Annotated in this window: 18 protein-coding genes; 5 read left to right on the top strand and 13 right to left on the bottom strand. The window is 53.1% G+C overall.

Features of this window, described 5'->3' with window-relative positions:
• Window positions 1–146 precede the first annotated feature (146 nt).
• The 5 genes from OCH80_RS09240 to OCH80_RS09260 all read right to left on the bottom strand — a co-directional run bounded on the left by OCH80_RS09240 (window position 147) and on the right by OCH80_RS09260 (window position 4085).
• Window positions 147–1106: an FAD:protein FMN transferase gene (locus OCH80_RS09240; protein WP_206988804.1), complete on the bottom strand. Its 960-nt coding sequence runs from the start codon at window positions 1104–1106 to the stop codon at window positions 147–149.
• A gap of 44 nt (window positions 1107–1150) precedes the next feature.
• A complete protein-coding gene (locus tag OCH80_RS09245) occupies window positions 1151–1933 on the bottom strand; it encodes a tyrosine-protein phosphatase (protein WP_302187518.1) in 783 nt (260 codons plus the stop codon).
• Window positions 1934–2097: 164 nt separating this feature from the next.
• Window positions 2098–2646, bottom strand: a complete 549-nt coding sequence (locus OCH80_RS09250; RefSeq protein ID WP_154547852.1) for an NADPH-dependent FMN reductase — start codon at window positions 2644–2646, stop codon at window positions 2098–2100.
• A gap of 15 nt (window positions 2647–2661) precedes the next feature.
• Window positions 2662–3201, bottom strand: a complete 540-nt coding sequence (locus OCH80_RS09255; protein ID WP_154547850.1) for an NAD(P)H-dependent oxidoreductase — start codon at window positions 3199–3201, stop codon at window positions 2662–2664.
• 320 nt (window positions 3202–3521) lie between these two features.
• Window positions 3522–4085 carry a TetR/AcrR family transcriptional regulator gene (locus OCH80_RS09260; protein ID WP_404540297.1) on the bottom strand — a complete coding sequence of 188 codons (564 nt, stop codon included), beginning with the start codon at window positions 4083–4085 and terminating at the stop codon, window positions 3522–3524.
• Window positions 4086–4378: 293 nt separating this feature from the next.
• On the opposite strand from OCH80_RS09260, the gene OCH80_RS09265 reads away from it, so the two are divergent.
• The gene (locus tag OCH80_RS09265; protein WP_154547844.1) at window positions 4379–5794 is read left to right on the top strand and encodes a C69 family dipeptidase; all 1416 of its coding nucleotides are present in this window, start codon (window positions 4379–4381) and stop codon (window positions 5792–5794) included.
• A gap of 202 nt (window positions 5795–5996) precedes the next feature.
• Here OCH80_RS09265 and OCH80_RS09270 read toward each other — a convergent pair whose 3' ends face one another.
• From OCH80_RS09270 to OCH80_RS09295, 6 genes are all read right to left on the bottom strand, one after another.
• Window positions 5997–6497 carry a PTS glucose transporter subunit IIA gene (locus tag OCH80_RS09270; protein ID WP_404540300.1) on the bottom strand — a complete coding sequence of 167 codons (501 nt, stop codon included), beginning with the start codon at window positions 6495–6497 and terminating at the stop codon, window positions 5997–5999.
• A 115-nt stretch (window positions 6498–6612) separates the two neighbouring features.
• Window positions 6613–7635 carry a hypothetical protein gene (locus tag OCH80_RS09275; protein WP_404540302.1) on the bottom strand — a complete coding sequence of 341 codons (1023 nt, stop codon included), beginning with the start codon at window positions 7633–7635 and terminating at the stop codon, window positions 6613–6615.
• A 247-nt stretch (window positions 7636–7882) separates the two neighbouring features.
• Complete coding sequence (locus OCH80_RS09280; RefSeq protein WP_404540304.1) at window positions 7883–8557, bottom strand: ABC transporter ATP-binding protein; 675 nt, start codon at window positions 8555–8557, stop codon at window positions 7883–7885.
• A 1-nt stretch (window position 8558) separates the two neighbouring features.
• Window positions 8559–9617, bottom strand: a complete 1059-nt coding sequence (locus OCH80_RS09285; RefSeq protein WP_404540305.1) for an ABC transporter permease — start codon at window positions 9615–9617, stop codon at window positions 8559–8561.
• Window positions 9618–9636: 19 nt separating this feature from the next.
• Window positions 9637–10149 (bottom strand): TetR/AcrR family transcriptional regulator, encoded by a 513-nt coding sequence (locus tag OCH80_RS09290; RefSeq protein ID WP_154547835.1) that lies wholly within the window; start codon window positions 10147–10149, stop codon window positions 9637–9639.
• Between the two features lie 194 nt (window positions 10150–10343).
• Window positions 10344–11753 carry an FAD-binding oxidoreductase gene (locus OCH80_RS09295; RefSeq protein ID WP_404540307.1) on the bottom strand — a complete coding sequence of 470 codons (1410 nt, stop codon included), beginning with the start codon at window positions 11751–11753 and terminating at the stop codon, window positions 10344–10346.
• 295 nt (window positions 11754–12048) lie between these two features.
• Between OCH80_RS09295 and OCH80_RS09300 the strand changes: the two genes are divergently transcribed.
• Together OCH80_RS09300 and OCH80_RS09305 are read left to right on the top strand one after the other, a co-directional pair.
• On the top strand, window positions 12049–12708 hold the full coding sequence (locus OCH80_RS09300; protein ID WP_404540310.1) for a hypothetical protein: 660 nt from the start codon (window positions 12049–12051) through the stop codon (window positions 12706–12708).
• 114 nt (window positions 12709–12822) lie between these two features.
• Window positions 12823–14037, top strand: coding sequence for a L,D-transpeptidase family protein (locus tag OCH80_RS09305; protein WP_404540312.1), 1215 nt, complete (start codon window positions 12823–12825; stop codon window positions 14035–14037).
• A gap of 81 nt (window positions 14038–14118) precedes the next feature.
• Here the strand turns inward: OCH80_RS09305 and OCH80_RS09310 are convergent, their stop codons facing one another.
• Together OCH80_RS09310 and OCH80_RS09315 are read right to left on the bottom strand one after the other, a co-directional pair.
• Window positions 14119–14307: a hypothetical protein gene (locus OCH80_RS09310; RefSeq protein ID WP_404540324.1), complete on the bottom strand. Its 189-nt coding sequence runs from the start codon at window positions 14305–14307 to the stop codon at window positions 14119–14121.
• Between the two features lie 126 nt (window positions 14308–14433).
• Window positions 14434–16962: a M1 family metallopeptidase gene (locus tag OCH80_RS09315; RefSeq protein ID WP_404540315.1), complete on the bottom strand. Its 2529-nt coding sequence runs from the start codon at window positions 16960–16962 to the stop codon at window positions 14434–14436.
• A gap of 301 nt (window positions 16963–17263) precedes the next feature.
• Here OCH80_RS09315 and OCH80_RS09320 point away from each other — a divergent pair, with 301 nt between their 5' ends.
• Both OCH80_RS09320 and OCH80_RS09325 read left to right on the top strand, forming a co-directional pair.
• A complete protein-coding gene (locus tag OCH80_RS09320) occupies window positions 17264–18025 on the top strand; it encodes a DeoR/GlpR family DNA-binding transcription regulator (RefSeq protein ID WP_404540318.1) in 762 nt (253 codons plus the stop codon).
• A 12-nt stretch (window positions 18026–18037) separates the two neighbouring features.
• A complete protein-coding gene (locus OCH80_RS09325; protein WP_404540321.1) occupies window positions 18038–18421 on the top strand; it encodes a bacteriocin immunity protein in 384 nt (127 codons plus the stop codon).
• Window positions 18422–18608: the final 187 nt, after the last annotated feature.

Genomic DNA, 18608 nt, shown 5'->3' on the forward strand with positions numbered 1-18608 from the left:
AAAAATAACCCCCGGAAAGTACCCAACTACGGCTGATTTACTAAAAATGAGCCCCATAAAGTACCCAACTGCTGACATTTTGACAAAAGTGTTCACCCGACACCAAACAAAACCCTGCCACCGACCGTGACAGGGTTGTTGCTATACTAATATTTCAAGCCAACTTGTTCGACAGTTTCATCATTGTAAACGTAGACGGCACCCAGGCGCTGGTCGTTGACCCAGCCATTGATTGGCGCGCCCGCGAAGAAGCAGCGCTTGCACTCAATTTCGGCATCCACGGAATTCTTCGTGAAGGTCGTGACCCCGGCAACCTTGGTCTCAACCGGGTAGCCGGTCCGGGAGTCGATCAGGTGGTGGTACTTGTGCCCGTCAACTTCCAAATAGCGCTCATAAGTCCCGCTCGTTACCACGGAACATTCCGGAATCATGACGGCATCAATGTTCTCGCCCCGCGGCTTGATCGGGTCCTGCACGCCAACCGTCCACATGCCGTTCGCGCGCTTAGGACATGGGTTGACAAAAAGCACGTTGCCGCCCAGGTTGATAATTCCGGCTTCTACTCCATAAGCCCGCCACAAGTCACGGATCCGGTCGGCCGTCCAGCCCTTGGCGATCCCGCCCAGGTCCAGCTCCATGCCAGCCTTTTTCAAAAAGACGGAGTGGTCGTCGTCATTCAATTCCACCATCCAAGGGTTGATCAGGTCCATTTTTTCCTTGATCTCGCGCTCATCCGGCACCCGCGCGCCCTTGAAGCCAATAGACCACAGCTTGACCAAAGGCCCGATCAGGGCATTAAAGCCAAAATTCTCCCGGCTGGTCTCCACGGCCAGCTTGATCAAGCCGTAAACCGGACTGGAGACTTGGACCGGCTCCTTGCCAGCCGCGTCGTTGACCCGAGTCACTTCCGACAGGCCATAGCGGGCATCGTCCGGCTTGCGGTTGACCGTCAAAATGTCTTCAAAATGATCCACCAGATCGCAGGTCTGCTGCAGGATGCCTTCCGTGTCTTCCCGGGTCCCGAAAATCTGGAAAGTCATGTGGGTCCCCATGGCCTTGTGGGCCGCGGAAACCTGGTCGGTTGAAATATACTTGATAATCCCCATCGTTAATCCTCTTTTTCTCTAGCTGCTTTTTTCACTTACTTTTGCTATTCCAAATACAAGTCCCGCAGGCGCTCCTGCATCCCCGGACCCACGCCCAGCTGGTTGACGATAAAGTGGTCCAGGTCCCCGTACTTCTCCTGAATCAGCAGCAAGGCCGCGTCCAGGTACTCATTGTTGACCGTCCCCAGCGACCTTAAGTTGGCGCGGAAGATCAGGTTGTCGCCCCGCTCCACGCATTCGCGGTCCCGCCGGGCCCGGTAGTCGTTCAGCAGCGGCGCCGAAGCCAAATAGTCCTGCCGGATCGTCTCCAGATCCACGCCCAGAATATAAAGAATAAAGACCGTGGACATGCCGGTCCGGTCCTTGCCTTCTGAGCAATGGAAAATCGTGCCGCCCGTTTCCTGCTGGGCCAAAAAGGCCAGCAGATCATGAAAGGCCGCCTGGGAATGCGGACGCGAAACCATCTTCTGGTAGGAGCCGATCATATGGCGAAAGCCCGCCAAGGGCTTGGTCGCGTACATGTCAGCCAGGTCCTCAAAGCTGGCCCCCGCCTGGGTCTGGTCCCGGCTGCTGATCGGAATATGCACGGAGGCGATCCCGTCGACCAGCCGGTCCGGCCGCTTGACGCACTCCTGCGGCGAGCGCAGGTCAATAATCGTCTTGACCCCATAAGCGCGCAGAAAATCCGCGTCCTCCTGGCTCAATTTGGCCACGGTCCCGGTCCTGAGCAGGCGTCTTTTCTTGATCTTGCGTCCGGCATAGCCCACATACCCTCCCAGGTCGCGCGGGTTGCGGACGGTCTTCAGCGGCAGCAGGTCGACTGGCATGACAATCCCTCCTATTTTCCTTCTCTTGCTACTTTTTCGCTTAACTTCAAGCGAGTTCTTAGTCTTATCATAAGATAATTTGCCAAAAAGGCCAAAAGAAAACGGACAGCAGAGCCGCCCGTTTTCCCACTGAAATTCACTTTTGTCTTATCTCAGCCTTACGCTTACTTTGCTGCTTGCGAAACAAACTTGAAGAAAGCATCCATCACCTTATCCAATTGCTTGACGGAGCCTTCATCGACCAGTTCGCCGCTTTCCTTGTTAAAGCTGGAGAATGCCCGGCCGATCAACAATTCGTTGCCCGGCAGAACGTTGGCGCTCATGTCTGGGGAAAGCAGAATTTCCCGCAGGTCTTCTTGGGCACGTGAAGCACCTTGACCGCCAAGGGAAACGCCAACCACGCAGGCTGGCTTCATGTTCATGACGTCAGCGCCGGCGTGGGAGCCCAGCCATTCCAAAGCGCTCTTCAAAGCAGCTGGCACGGCGTGGTCGTATTCTGGCGTCGCGATGATGACCCCGTCAGCTTCCTTGACTTGCGCGCGCAAGGCAGCGACCTTGTCGTCGCCCTTGCCTTCCTTGTAGAAGGCTGGCAGGCCGTCAATTTCCACGACCTCGATGTCCGCCTTGTCGCCGTAACGCTTGGCGATGAACTTGCACAGCAGACGGTTGAATGAAAAGTCTGCGTTGGTACCGACAATTGCTAATAATTTCATTTCAAGCCTCCGCTCCTACTTCGTGATTTGGGCATACCAAGCGTCGACTTCTTCAAAGAAGTGGTCCAGGAACTTCACGGTCCCTTCCACCTTCAAGTCGCCGTTTTCGTCAAAGTCTTCCGGTGCCAGCCCCATCATGAATTCATCGTCGTTGAAGACCGTTGGGTGCAGGCCTGGAGACGCCAAAATCGTCTTCAGCTTGGTTTGTGAGCGCGCCCCGCCTTGGGCCAAAGGAGAGGTTGAAACGACAACCACTGGCTTCCCGTTGAAGGGATGCGTGTTGGTTGAGAGCCATTCCAAGGCGCTCTTCAAGGCGCTGGTAACTGAGTGCTGCTGTTCCGGCGACCCGATCAAGACCAAGTCAGCGTCAGCGACTTGCTGGCTGAGCTTGGCCACGTCCTCGGGGTCTTCCTGCCCTTCCTTGAACATCGGCAGGCCTCTGACGGTCGCGAATTCAAAATCATACTTGCCGGCAAAGTGCTTGGCGATGAACTTTAATAAAGTTTCATTGTAGGACTTTTCGGCGTTTGATCCGCTTAAAGCTAAAACTTTCATATAAACCACCTTTCAGATTTTCCATTACTTCCCCTATTATACCGAAAGATCCAAACGGTGATTACTGTTTTTTGTGAAAAAGTTGCAAGCATTGACAATTTTGCGAACTATTTAAGTTTTTTAAATCGTTCAAAAAGTGCAAAAAAGCCGTCGTTCCCGTTCTATCGCCAATGACAGCGGTTGCTCTTGCCTCGTTTTGGCAAATTGCCACGTCCTTTTCTTGAAAAGCGCCAGCAGCTTTCTGCGGCTTTTTTAAGACTTTGATCAAGCAATCACTAATCAAGCAGTGATTTCAGGAAAAAGGTCAAACAGGAATGCGGCTATTCGCTTGCCTTGTCCTGCAACTGCTTCAAATACTGGTTCAAGTGCTGGTCCAGGAGGTTGACGATGCTGTCCTGGTCATATTCCAGCAGCCCATCCACCAGCATGACGGCCATCCCGTTGACCAGGATCCAATTGAAACGGGTCAGACAGTCCAAGTCAGGCTCAGGCAAGTCTGGAAACTGCTCCTTGACCTTGTCTTTCCCAACCTTGATCAGGCAATCCTTGATCAGCTGATCGCCAAAGCGGCCCTTGACGAACAAGCTGGAAAACAGGCTCCGGTGGTGGCGGGCAAAATTCAGGTAGGACAAGTCTAGATCATAAACCGGCTGGCTCACGTAGACCTTCTGCAGGGTCTTTTCCTGCAAGTTGCTGGTGATCCGGTCCAGAACCTCCCGCCGCAGGCTGGTCATGTTCCTGAATTCCAGGTAGATTGGCTGGGTGGAAAAGTGGCCCTGCTTGGCGATGCTCCGGGCGGTCACGCTCTCCAAGCCGTCCTTCAGGGCCAGTTTATAGGCTATGTCCAATATTTTCTCACGATCAATTTCTTTTCTTCTTGCCATCCGACTGCTCCATCTATCCCCAAAATATCTTTTTTGCCACTTTCATATAAGCTGTAAATATTATTTCCTTATTTATCCCGTATTGGTGGCAACCAATAATGTGTGCTCTTATCGTTTATAAGAACCACTTATCATTTCTCGGGTTATATCTTAGCACAATTTTCAGGGCTCTAATCTCGGCCTTAGATATTTTTTAAACAATTTGCCTAAATGGGGTAAAATCTAGAGTATCAGCCCTTAGGGCGACGAAACAGCATGAGCAAGTTTATCAAAAAAGAAAGAAGGAAGCACAAATGACAGAAAAAGTCGGCAGATCCTCCTGCACCTCCATCTTGATCGGGAAGAAAGCCAGCAGCGACGGCAGCGTCATCGTTGGCCGCAATGAAGACTCCAGAACCGCCTGGCCCAAGCATCTGGCCTTCAACCAGCACCAGCTGGCCGATGAAGCGCCCGTCTTCAAGTCGCGCGCCAACAAGTTCCAGCTGACCCTGCCACAGGAAAGCTATGCCTACTCATCAACTCCGGAATGGACCAAGAAGTATGGCGTGTTTGAAGAAGACGGGATCAACGAATTCCACGTGGCCATGAGTGCCACCGAAAGTGCCTACAGCAATGAGCGGGTCCTGGCTATTGACCCCTTTAAGACTGAAGGCGGGATTTTGGAAGAAGCCATGGTAACCGTGGTCTTGCCATACGTCAAGACGGCCCGCGAGGGGGTCCGGCGCTTGGGCGAGATCGTGGAACGCCACGGGGCAGCTGAAGCCAACGGGATCCTGTTTGGCGACCGCGACGAGGCATGGTACATGGAAATCGGCTCTGGCCACCACTGGGTAGCCATCCGCATCCCTGACGACTCCTATGCCGTCGTTGCCAACCAATTGTCCATCCAGGAGATCGACTTCAGCGATCCAGACTCCTTCATGTTCTCCGCCGGCCTGGCAGACTTCGTCTATGACAACCGCCTGTGGCCGCGCGAAGCCAAGTTCAACTGGCGGGACATTTTTGGCACCAACAGCGAAAGCGACCTCCACTACAACACCCCGCGGGTCTGGTACGGGCAAAAGCTCCTGACCCCATCGCTTGTTCAAGAGCCGCAATCCTTTGAACTGCCATTTTTGCAAAAAGCCGACAAGCCGGTGACGATCGCGGACGCGGAAAAGGTCCTGGGCAGCCACTACAGCAACACCCCTTACGACCTGACCAGCAAGAAGAACGCCGGCCAGGCCACCTTCCGGCCAATTGGCGTCGCCACCACCCAGGAATCCCACCTCTTGCAGCTCAAGGGCGAGGAGATGTACCACTGGCTGGCCATGGGCGTGGCCTCCCAAAGCGTCTACATCCCCTTCTTCCCGCAAGGGACCAAGGTGCCATACATGTGGGGCAACGGGAAGGAAGAATACAGCCCGAACTCCGCCTACTGGATCTTCAAGCTGGCCAGCGTCCTGGTCGATCGCGACTGGGGCAAGTACGGCAACGACCTAGCCAACGCCCAGGCTGAAGCCAAGCAAAAGGTCAGCCAATTGCGGCATGAATACGAGCAAAAGCTGCACCAGGCCCAAGAGCCGGCAGCCGTAGCCGCGGTCGCGGACGAAGCCAACGCCAAGATGGCCAAGGCGACGACTGACATCTACAACAAGCTGATCAGCCACCTGATTACCGCCCAAACCGGTGATTCACCGCTGCGCTTCCAGATGGATCCTAACTTGTAGGATAAGAAATGAGTCTGGGGAAAAATCTAACGAATAAAAAAGGCTTCTAGAAGTGTAAAACTTCTGGAAGCCTTTTTTATGATCACAGCAAACCGATTTTTCCTACATTCGATTGCCCACGCTCATCTAGATTAGATGAGCGTCCTAAGTCAATGTCTTAACTTAATGATATTGAGTTTTTCCCAGACTCATTTTTCATATTTCAGCTGAGGTAGCTGATGGTCTGGACCGTCCGCTTGGCGTTGATCTCCCTGAAGAAGACCGGCACCGAGATCCCCTTGAGGATCCGGCTGTTGGTATAGGTCACGATCACCGTATCGTCATAGCCGAGCCCCCGGAGCAGCTTGCGGTTCATGGTCGCCAATAGCTGGCCCTTTTTGACTTCCTGGCCAGCTTCAACCAGAATGTCGCAGCCGCCGCCGCCCAATTCCACCGTGTTTAAACCCAAGTGGATCAGCAAGTCCAGCCCCTCCTTGGTCCGGATGCCGATCTCATGGTTGGTCGGAAAGAGGGAGGTCACCGTCCCGTTTAGGGGCGCGTAGATCAAGTCGCTGGACGGCCGGACCGCGAAGCCCTCGCCCAGACTCTTGCTGGCAAAAATCTCATCATTGACGTCCTCGAGCGGGAACAGCCTGCCCTGGACCGGAGCCAGAACCTTGCTCAGCCGGGCCCTGCTCTTTAGCAAATCAAAAATTCTAAACATAAATCAACCTCAAAATGATATTCAGACTAAAATATGTAAGCGCAATCATCAATATCTAGTTTATCATCTTAATGATAGATTTACTATTGTTTTGATGATAGATTTACTATTATTTTTAATGGATATTTTCCAAAGTCAATTCACCGCCAAAAGCTTCCAAGCGGTCAACTTCATCCAGGTTGATCTGGCCTGCAAAAGTCTCGTACTTGCCAGACGGGTATTGCTCAAAGCTTAAGGCATCCCCCTCCTTGCTCTTCAAGACGCCATAGTCTGCTTCTTGCTCATCTTTCATGACAAAGGACACGACTTGCCCGGCAACTAATTGCCAGAAGTCCTGCATCTGCTTGATTTTTGCCGCTTTACTCTGGACTTTAAAGGGATCTTCTAATCTTTTTTCCTTAAGCTGGCGCCGGCAGCGGCTGATATCTTGCAAATATTCTGACTGCTCGATCACTCTGTCAACTGCCGTCTTTTTAACTAGCAGCAATGAGTCATCCCGGCCAATTTCGTCGGCGGTCAAATACAAACTGAAGTCGTCATCAGCACACAAGCGCCGGCCAACCGCGAATGAATCAGGATCTTCTTTCAGATGAACTTCGCACAGATTTTCAGTCGCTGACTCTGAAGAAAAATCCTTCTTAAACTTAGGATTGTCCAGCAGCCATTCACCTGAAAAAGCGGCTAGCCGCCGAAGTTGACTGACAGCAACCACTCCTGCAAAAGGCTGGTATTTGCCAGAAGGATATGCCGCAAAATTAACTTGCCCGGCAGAAATTTCATCAATATAGCCCCATTGCTGGTAATCTTCGCCTTCCAGGCCAAAATAAACAACCTGTCCAGGCAGCAAATCCATCAAGCTTTCAACTGACTTAATCACGCTAACTTTGTCTTCCAGCTTGAAAGGATCTGCCAGGCCTTTTTGCACAAGCAGGTCCCGCCGGCGCTTGATCTCTTTCAAATAATCTGATTGATCCAGGAGCCGCGTGACCGCTGACTTTCTGATCAATAGCAAGGAATCATCCCGGCCCAGCTCATCCAAAGTCAAGTAGAGCTGCCAAGCCTGTTCTTCAAACAACAAGCGACCAACTTCGAAGCTGTCATCATCAGCACCAGTATAGATTTCGTATAACTTTTCCATCCCTATCGACCTCGTTTTCTCTATCCCATATTTTTTCTACAATTATTAGCATACTCGCTTTCAGCCGAAAAAGGATGAAAAACTCAAATCCGGTCGCTTTTCTGCGCATCCGGTCAAAAATTAAGTGATGACAGAACTTTTCGGGAATTCAAGTACCCGGCTCCCCCAAACCCGCGCGCCGCATCTCCAAAAAGAAAAAGTGTTGAGCAACTACTCAGCCGAGTAGCCGTTCAACACTTTTTTCAGATTATTTTCTTTGCGTCAGCTGGCCGTCCATCATGTCATAGATGTGGTCAGCGTATTTTTCCAGCCGCGGGTCGTGGGTGACCAAAATGATCGCCTTCCCGTGGTCCTTGGCCAGCTTCTTAAACAAGCGGCCAACTTCTTCTACCCGCTCACTGTCCAAAGATGCCGTTGGCTCATCGGCCAGCAAAATCTTCGGGTTGGCGTACATGGCCCGGGCGATTGCCACCCGCTGCTTCTGCCCGCCTGACAGGTTTTCGGGGTACTTTTTGACCAGGTTCTCAATCCCCAGGTCAGCCAGCAGGTCGGTCAATTCTTCCTTGCTCAAGTTTCCGCTCTTCTTGACCTTGTCCACCAGCTGGAACTGCTCATTCACCGTCAAATACGGCACCAAGTTGTAGGCTTGCAAAACAAAGCCCAGCTTGTTCAAGCGCAGGCGGCTGCGGTCCTTTTCCTTCAGCTGGCTGATGTCCTGGCCGTCGATTTCCACCTGCCCGCTGGTGGCGCTTTGCAAAGCGCCCATAATCGTCAGCAGGGTGCTCTTCCCGGCCCCACTTGGTCCCATCAACAGAACCACGTTGCCAGTGTCGGCGCTAAAGTCGACCCCGCGCAGGGCAACCGTTGCCGCATCCCCTTGCCCGTAAACTTTCTTCACGTTCTTGATTTCAATCGCTGCCATCTTAGCCTCCAATTGCCTGTACCGGGTCAATCTTCAAAATCGTTCTGACTGGGTTAAGCCCGCCCAGCAGAGCCATTACCAACATCCCGCCAATTGCCGCGGCAAAAATTTCCGGCGTAAAGGCCATCGGCGCTGATGCCGGCATCGCGGCCGCCGTGCCCCAGATGGCCAAGAGGGCCAAGACCAAGGCGCTCGTTACCAAAAGCAGGCTCTGGCTGACCGTGGCCCAGATCAAAGTCTTGGCCGGCACGCCCTGCGCCCGCAATACCGCGTAGTTCGGCAATTTCTGGATGGTCAGAATGTACAAGAAGACTGCCACGATTACCAGGGAAATAATGAACATAAAGGCAATCATCAATTCAAAAGTCAAATTCTGTTCAGAGTAGCCCGGCAGCTTCTGGATGAACTTGTTGACTGGGTAAGACTTGAAGTGCTTGTCCTTGACGGAGAGCTTGCGCTGGGAAATGATCCCGGAAGCCTCAATCCCTGGCGCCACGTTCTTCAATTCCTTCCATGCTGGCAAAAAGCCATACATGATCGGCTCAATGTTGATCTTGGCATCCTTGACGAAGCCCACGATCTTGTACTTGTGGTCTGACCCGTTCAAGGTCACCTTGTCGCCCAGCTTATAGCCCTTGTCCTTAAAGCGGCTGTCAGCCGTGACCTCGTACTTGCTTTTAGCCCGGCGGCCAGCGATTAAGTCCTGGTCCTTGTAGATGAACTCACCCTTCTTAACCCCCAGGTACTGGGCGTTGATCCCGGTCTTGCCCTTCTTCTTGGCCACTACCTGCAGTTCGCCGACTACGGCTTCCTTGCCGGTCAGGTCGACCTTCTTCAAGTCGTCCTTGGTCAAAACTGAGCTGTTCATGGACAGGTTGGCGCTCTTGTTCAAGACCACGCTCTTGGTCTGCCAGCTCTCAAGCGCCACCGTGTTTTCCCGGGCCAGGCCGTAGGCCAGTCCCCAGGTCGCCAGAATCATATAGGCGATCAAAAAAATCATAAAGACGATCAGGCCATAGCGCTTCTTCTCATGCTTGATCTCTTTTAAAGCTAAAAACATAGTTTTTCCTTTCACTTGCCTACTCGATCAGGGCCAAAGCCTCCTTGAGCCGCTTGAGGTACTCATCGGCATGGTCCGGGTCGAGCAGGGCACATCTGATTGTCTCGTGGGAAAAAAGCATGGCCGCCCACATCTTCGCCGGAAGCTTGCGCTGGCAGCGCAGGGACGCCGGCTGCTTCTCCTTGACCGCGGCCTCATTGGCCACGTAGTGCATCCGGGCCAGGTCGTAGTACTCGCTGTCCTTGACCTGCTTGAGGAAGTCCCAGGTTGCCCGGTAGATCTCTTCGCCGTCAAAAGACTTCGGCGAAAAGCCCGCGTGCAGGTGGACCAGCGCCGTCTTCAACGTGTAGGCGTAGGCATCCGGCAAGCCGTCAAAGTACTTGTAGAAGGCCCCACGGGCAATGCCCGCCTCCTTGACGATCCGCGCTACTTGCGCCCGCTCCAGGGGGTAGGCGGAAAACTCGTGCAGCAGGGCTTGGGTGACCCGCTCCTTCTTCTCGGCTTTCAGGTTTTCAAACGTTGCTTTGACCATTGCTTTTTTCTGTCTCCTTCGGTGACACCGTGTCACCTCTCACTTATCTACTTTACCACAAAGTGACACCGTGTCAATCTTTCTTTTTAGCTTTCTGAAAAAATTATACTAGAAGCGTCCCGATCCTGGCGCCTTCATAAAAATCTGCCAAAAAAAGACCAAAAGATCATATCTTGGTCTCTTGGTCTTCATAATTACTTGCCTTCCAGAGGGAAGATCTTGTCAGGGTTGATGACGCCGTTTGGATCAAGCAGCTTCTTGACGCTTCTGAGCAAGTCAGTGTAGTCCTTGCCGTAGAAGTCGTCGAAGTAGCTTTCGCGGGCGTAGCCAACCCCGTGCTCACCGGAGATGTTCCCGTCAACGGCCTTGGCGGTCTTGTAGAGTTCGCTGATGACCGTGTCGCGGTTCTTGATGAATTCTTCATCAGTCATTTCGTCAGAGCAGATGTAGATGTGCAGGTTCCCGTCGCCGGCGTGGCCGAAGTTAGGGATCCGCATCCCCAGCTCGTCTTCCAGTTCCTGAATTCTTTCCAGCACGTCAGGGATCTTGTTGATTGGCACGGAAACGTCGACTTCGTCCATCTTTGGCGTTGACTTCTGAATTGCCAGCAAAAGCTGCTCACGGGCGCTCCAGATCAGCTTGGCCTGCTCGCTGCCGGCGTCAAGGACGACGATTTTGCCAGCCTTGAAGGCCGCGGTCGTCTTGGCGATTTGGTCCAGTTCCGCCTTGACTTCCCCTTCAGTGAAGGCGTCCAGGCCGATAATGATAAAGCCGTTCCCGTCCTTGACTGGGAATTCCTTGCCTGAGTAACTTTCCCACAGGTTCAAGACCTTGCGGCCCATGAATTCAACCGTGGTTGGCACCACGCCGGAAGCCAGGATGGCTGGCACGGACTTGATGGCGTCGTTCAAGCTTGGGAATGGAATCAAGGCATTGATGATGGTCTTGGCCCGCGGCATCAGCTTGACCGTAACTTCAGTCACCACGCCCAGGGTCCCTTCAGCACCGATCATCAGGTCCTTCATTGAGTAGCCTGAAGATGACTTGACTGACTTGGAGCCAAAGCGGTAGAGCTTGCCATCAGTCAAAACCACGCGCAAGGCCCGGATGTGCTCGCGGGTAACCCCGTACTTAACGGCCTTCAAGCCGCCGGCGTTGGTTGCCACGTTGCCCCCGATGGTTGCCCAGTGCATGGCTGGCGCTGGCACGTAGGTCAAAGGCTTGTCAGCTAGGAACTCCTCGATGTCCTTCAGGCGGATCCCAGCTTGGACGGTCATGGTCAGGCTTTCTGGCTCGTATTCCAGAATCTTGTTCATCTTGACCATGTCCAGGGAAATCCCGCCGTGAACGGTCAGGTTGGCCCCCATCAAGCCAGTGGAATTGCCGCGGGGCACCAAAGGCAGCTTGTGGTCGCTGGCGTACTTGACCACTTGTTGAACTTCTTCGTTGGTCGTTGGCTGGATGACCAGTTCAGGCATGGCCCGGACGGTCTTGAGCTGGTCGTGGTCCCAGTGCTCGGTGACTTCAGTCACGAAGCGGTCAGGGTCCGCGATCATGCAGCGCAGGTTTTCAATGTCGCTAGTGGTCAATTTGTTGTATTCCATACTTCTCACCTTACAGATTGCCAAAATTATATATTTTGGCTTCCTTTTTAAACAATTACTTACATATTAAAGATCCGATATCTATTAAATCATATTTGAAAACGCTGTCAATTTAATTATTTTTTGCACATAGGCAAAATTGGTCTAAGATCGCGCCAGTCCGTGAAAGGGCTTTATGGAAAATTTTTCTTTTCCCAGACTTTGTGAAATATTCCTTTAGTCCAGTTTTTTCTTTTTACTTGCATGCTGTTTTCTTATACAATAAAGCCATGTCATTTACAAAAGGAGACAATTCATGCTTAATCCGGATTTCGCAATCATCTTAAACTTCAAGCTGGCTGACCCAGAGATCGCGCCAAGCACGGCTGACGCCCTGGTCAAGCGGGCCCGGGACATTGGCGCCCGCTGCATCGCCAGCAACAGCCCGGCCGCCTTTGAGGCCGCCTGCGCCAAATACACGGTCAAGAACGTTCCAGCCATGACCGGGCAAAAATATGCCCCAGACACGGTCGTTGATGCCCTGGTGGCAGCCAGAAAGGCCGGCCAGCCGCTGGTCATCGACCTGGACGTCGCTGATGGCCTGCAAGAAGACGATCAAGCGGCACTGGCCGCTTTGAACAAGTGGATGCATAAGTTTGGCCACGTCGTCAACGAAGGGGCGCCATGCGCCTTAGAATGCGATCTGCAGGGGGCCTTTCTCTTAGAAAACCGACACGTCAGCTACCAGGACTACCTCTTCCTCCACGCGCCCGTTGCCGCCCAAGCCGTCGTTACCGGCCTTGAGCAAGCGCCCAACCGGGTTGAATGGGTTGACGGCCGGGCAGAGGTGCCCTTTGAGTTTGCGGCTGGCCAGCTGACCCTTGACCTGGCTGAAGCCAAGGACGATTTTGCCTGGCAGGTCGTCCGCATCCAGGGCCACCGGCCAGAAGATGACCTGGCAGATACCAAGTTTTAGACCTATTCATTTTTTCGACCAATCTCCTGCTTACTTTTTTAAAGCACCAAGTTTTCATAATCTTATAATTCGTGCTATACTAAACCCAATTTGGAGAGATAGATTGGAGTTAATATGCCTTCTCGAATGGATTATCACAAGAAAAACAAGCAAAACACCAAGCTTCTGATTGGTGGCGCTGCTGCCGTAATCCTGATCATCATCTTAGGGGTCTTCGGCTGGCAGCAAGCCAAGTCCCACAATGCCGCGGTCAACGCGGCCAACAAGAAGCAGGCTGCTTTTAACAAGACCCACTTCAACCCGAACGTCACCATTTATGGCGTCAAGGTCGGCAAGATGACGGTCGCTAGCGCGACTAAGGCCATCAATGCCAAAGCCTTGAACCAGGTAACCGATACGGACGGCAAGGTGACGGTCTCCCGCAACCCAAAGGTCGAGACCATTACCCAAGCCCAGGTCCAGAAGTACTTTGACAAGCAGCACACGACCTTGACCAACACCCAGCAATACACCTACGTCAACAAGGACATCGACGCGGGCAAGCAGGCCCTGAACAAGGTCCTGGCTGCCACGGTCACTTACAAGGTTGCTGGCAAGAGCTTCAAGCTGGACGCCAAGAAGTACGTCACCAAGGCTTCCTACTACAAGGGCGCCACGCACTTTGAGGACGTCAAGAAGCTGACGGCCAAGCTGGAAAAAATGGACAGCGAAGTCGGCACCTTGGACAAGAAGTTCAAGTTCAAGACGCCAACCGGCTCAACCGTTACCGTAACCAACAAGAGCTACGGCTGGGGCATCTACGTCAAGAGCGCTGAAGAGGCCATCTTGAAGGCTTACCAAGACGGCAAGTCCATCATTGACGGCAAGAACCATATCTATGGCAAGGGCTACACCACTGAAGGCCTGGGCTACGGCAAGGCCAACAACGGCTTGGGCCACAGCTACGTGGCGGTGTCAATTGCCAGCCAGAACCTGTGGGTGGTCAAGAACGGCAAGGTCGTCGTTTCGATTCCTGACGTCGTAACCGGGACCGCAAACAGCACTACTGGCGACGCTACCCCTAAGGGCGTCTGGTACATCTTCTACAAGCAGCGGGGCGTCACCCTGCGCGGGACCAACGACGACGGCTCAGCTTACGCGTCAAAGGTTTCCTACTGGATGCCGTTTACCTTGACTGGCTGCGGCCTCCACGACGCTTCCTGGCGGACCGACTGGTCAAGCACCGCTTACCTGGATGGCGGCTCACACGGCTGCGTCAACATCCGGCCAAGCGAAATCAAGTCTGTTTGGGACGCGGTTGACGTCCACATGCCAGTGGTCGTCTTCTAAGACGAAAATTGCATCATAAAAAGGATCTAGTCGCATTTGCGGCTAGGTCCTTTTTTGTGTTATTTGTTTCTGGTATTCTTCTTAATCCTTGTCAGCCAATTCCATCAGCCTTTGGACAGGCTCGCTCTCCTTGAGCTTTCTCTTGCCCTTCTCCATCAGGATTCCGGCCTGAACCCCCTTCAAGAACGGGGCTGACCGCTTCAAGGCTTGGCCGCCGGCATAGCCCACGGCGAGCAGAAGGGCAATTGTCTTTACATGCTTGACCCTCATCTTTCTCACCTGATTTCTAAAACCCTCCTGACCTTTTTTACACCTATATTGTAGCGCTTTCTTTGCTTGACAACAAAAAACTGTTCCCGGTTTTCACCAGAAACAGTTTTTCCAATTTATCTGCGCTTACTTCAAAGCAGCCTTAACGGCAGCGTTGACCGCGTCCTTTTCGGACTTGATCAAGTCAACCCGGGTAGCGATGACCTTGCGGTCCATCTTGATTTCCCGGTTCAAAAGCATGTCGCTTTCCTTGTCAGTAAAGAAGGCGTTGTATTCGTCGTAGCGTTCCTGGGTCTTGAAGACGCGGGAAATGACGGTGATGAAGGTCGCGAATTCCATGTCGCCGCCAACCGTCTTTTCCATCCAGGCCCATTCGTCTCTGATCCAGTTCCAGGCTAATTGTTCACCGGCCGGGTTGTTCAAGACGCCGCCGAACCAGCCGCGCAAGTCTTGCGGCTTAACGATTTCAGCGTTCTCGAACCAGGAGATGATCTTCTTCAGTTCGCCTTCGTCCTTGCTCTTCACGATTGCGGCTTCCAGGTCCATCTTGAATGATGGGTCGCTGGTTGCTTGGTAGAGACCAATCAGCTTGTCAGTCAATTCGCTTGAGCCGTAGTTTTCAACTTCGTTGATCAAAACGTAGGCTCGGATGTCGGCTGACAGATCAGCCAGCTTGTCAGCGTATTTCAGGTAGATCTCGTGGGCCTGCTTTTCAGAATCAGCGTTGCGGCCGTAGAGGCTAGCTGACAAAACGTATGGCCGGGTTTGAATGTCTTCATCGCTTTCCCCTGCCTTTGGCAGCCAGCCTAAGCGGGCAACCTGGTCCTTGGACAGGTCGTTGTACAGGGCGCGCAGGTTCTTGTCGGCCTCGCTGCCTGCCGGGGCAAATTGACGCAGCTTGGCAGCCGTCGTGTACAGGGCATCGCTCACGATATGGCTTTCTGAGTTCTTGAAAAGTTCCAGAACTGGCACTACGTCAGCGTATGACACTTGCTTGCCTTCAGCCAAAAGGCGCAGGTCTTGCAGCAATTGCAATTGGGAAACTGGGTCCAAGTCCTTGGCTTCCTTCATGATGTCGTCCATCAAAGTCTGGTCGTACTTCACGATGAAGTGGGAGTTGTTGCCTACGTTCAAGCGCAGGGCGTGGCCGGCTTCTGCTCTAAGAGCTTCGTAGTCGCCCAGGTCAAGTTCGACGTCAGACATGATCTTTGGTGCCTTGAAGTTGGCGTTGAGCGGAATTTCCCACTTGCGGCCGACTTCCTTGCCTTCGCCGATGAAGAACTGCTTTTGGGTCAGCTTCAGGTGACCGTCTTCAACAAAGGCGTTGACGACTGGGTAGCCTGGCTGGTCCAGCCAAGTGTGCATGATTTCGCCGATGTTCAAGTCGGTTGCCGTTGACAAGGCATCCCACAGGTCATCGCCGGCAGCGTTGCCGAACTTGTGGTGGTCGAAGTAGTACTTCAGGCCCTTGCGCAAGGCTTCATCGCCCAAGAGTGAGCGGACCATGACCAGCATTCTTGACCCCTTGGCGTAGACGATGGCCCCGTCAAACAAGGCATCGATTTCGGCTGGGTCGTTGACTTCAACGTGCACTGACTGAACCCCGTCGGTCGCGTCCCGGGTCAAAGCCGCGGCAGCTTCGCTGGTTTGGAACATTTCCCAGATGTGCCAGTTTGGTTCCAAGTGGTCAACTGACAGGTATTCCATCATGTTGGCAAAGCTTTCGTTCAGCCACAGGTTGTCCCACCATTCCATGGTTACCAGGTCGCCGAACCATTGGTGAGCCAGTTCGTGGGTTACCACGGTCGCTACCAGCTTCTTCATTTCCAAAGTGGTGTTGGCTGGATCCAAAAGTAAGTAGGCTTCCCGGTAGGTTACCAGACCCCAGTTTTCCATGGCGCCGGCTGAGAAGTCAGGCAGGGCCAGTTGCAGTGATTGCGGCAATGGGTATGGAGTTTGGTAGAAGTCTTCGTAGAATTCGATGGCCCGCTTGGCGATGTCCAAGGAGAAGGTCAGTTCCTTTTCGCTGTGGGCTTGGGTTGAGTAGACCCCGATCAAGACGCCGCTCTTGGTGTGGGTCGTTACTGACCGCATTTCGCCGAAGGCAAAAGCAACCAGGTAGCTGGACATGCGGACGGTTTCCTTGAAGTAGTGCACGCCGTTTTCAACCCGTTCTTCCGGCATGTTGGCCAGGACGGTTTCGCCTTCATGTTCGTCGAACTTAAGGGCCAGGGAGAAAGTTGCCTTGGCTTCCGGCTCGTCAACGCATGGGAAGGCTTCCCGGGCAAAAGTAGTTTCAAACTGGGTCCCGATCAATTCCTTCTTAACCCCGTCAACTTGGTAGTAGGATGGGTAGATCCCCATCATCGTGTCCGTCAAAGGAGCTGAGTAGTCAATCGCGATCGTGGCTTGGCCAGTCTTGCCGGCTTCGATCTTGATCCCTTCAAAGTCATCGCCAAAGGTAAATGGGACGTCCTTGCCGTCGACAGTGACCTTGCTGATGGTCATGTATTTTTGGTGAACCAGGACAGTGTCTTCCTTGATGTCACCGTGGATGGTTGAAGTACCAGAGAATTTTCTAGCGGCCCGGTCGACATCGATGTACAGGTCGTAGTGGTCTGGGTGGAATGTTTCGTAAAAGCGTTTAACAGCCATGTGTTCCTCCTAACAAAAATTAACATTTGCAAATCTGCATTTGCGTTCATATACTCTCTTATTCTAGCAAAAAAGGCCCGCTGAATGACAACAAAATGGCTTTTGCCTGGCTGGCCCTGGCAGGATCTTTTTTCAAAGCAGACGCGCGGCTGGCAAAGCTTGAAATGACGCCATTTTTATGCAAAAACATCAGCGTTTGCCCTAGCAAATGCTGACAAACGCTGAAATATCTGCAGGAAACGCTGATAAAATAAAGGTTGTTCCGTTTAAAGATGGTACTTTATAGACAAGGAGCAAAACAATGAATCAAGAAGAAAGACGGCAAGAAATCAAGCGGCTCTTGCAAAGCCGCCACCAACTCTCCACTAGGGAACTGGCCCGGCACTTCGGAATTTCCTTTGACACCGCCCGCCGCGACATCCTCCACCTGACCCGGACCGGCCAGGCGGTCCGCGTCCATGGTGGGGTGATGGAACTGGCCAAGGATGACGTGCCAGCCTACCTGGCCCGCCAGCACATCCTGTCGCCAGTCAAGCTGGAGCTGGCCAAAGTGGCGGCCCACTTCGTCCACGCCGGCCAGTGCGACTTTATCGGCCCCTCCACCAGTCTGGAGCAGCTCTGCCGGCAGATTCAAGGCCGGGACCTGCACGTAGTCACGAATTCGATCGACAACGCCCTGGCCCTGCTGGCGCATCCCCTGCCCCGGGCGACCCTGCTGGGCGGCACCTTGGAAAAGCGCAACCGCTACACCTACTCCGCGACAGCCTTGACCCAGGTCAGCCAGCTGCGCTTCAACACGGCCTTCATCGGCTGCGTCAGAGTCGACCCGGACGGGGTCTACCTCAGCGAAGAGGAAGACGCCAACCTGATCCGGATGGCCGTGGCCCGGGCGCGCACGGTCGTGCTTTTAGCCGAAAAATACAAGTTTTCTTCCCAGCTCACTGCTCCTTATCTTGTTGCCCCACTGGAGCAAATCGACGTCGTCATCACTGATGAGCCGATGGATCCACAAACGCGTCAGGGCTTTAAAAAGACCGTTCAAGTTTTGAGCATCTCCAAATAGGAGGACAGTACCATGTTTAAGCGGAAGTTCATGCAGCTTTTTGTCAAAAAGAACCAGCAAAAAGAAGAAATTACGGAAAAGACCGGAAAACTCCTCAAAAGCTTCTATAACAGCTTCTTTTCCGATATTTTCAATGAGATGAACATTGACCGCTACCGGCCCATCCGTGACGCGACCGGCATGGTGATCAACAAGTTCACGGCCAACGACCACCCACTGGCCTACGCGGGCAAGCTGGTCCTCTTTATCCAGGCCTACTTGGCCATGAACCAGTTCCACTTGACCAAAGAACAGCAACAGATGCTGCAGGAGCTGGCCGACCTGACCAAGCACGTCAATCTGAACTACGTCTACATCAGTCCCCTGGACTCGATGGACCAGTTCCTGCCGGCTTAAAGCTGGTTTTGCTATCGCGAAAGGCGACTGCAACTTTGGTGCAGCCGTCTTTTTGCGTTGCTGCGGGGGAGTGGTTTCGCGGTATTTGGCTTTGGCTGCGGTAAAAGTGGGGATGGTTTCGCGCGTTTTGCGTTTGGCTGCGGTAAAAGTGGGGATGGTTTCGCGCGTTTTGCGTTTGGCTGCGGTA

It is taken from the genome of Lactobacillus sp. 23-2, from assembly GCF_044902225.1.
Taxonomy (GTDB): Bacteria; Bacillota; Bacilli; order Lactobacillales; family Lactobacillaceae; genus Lactobacillus; species Lactobacillus absianus.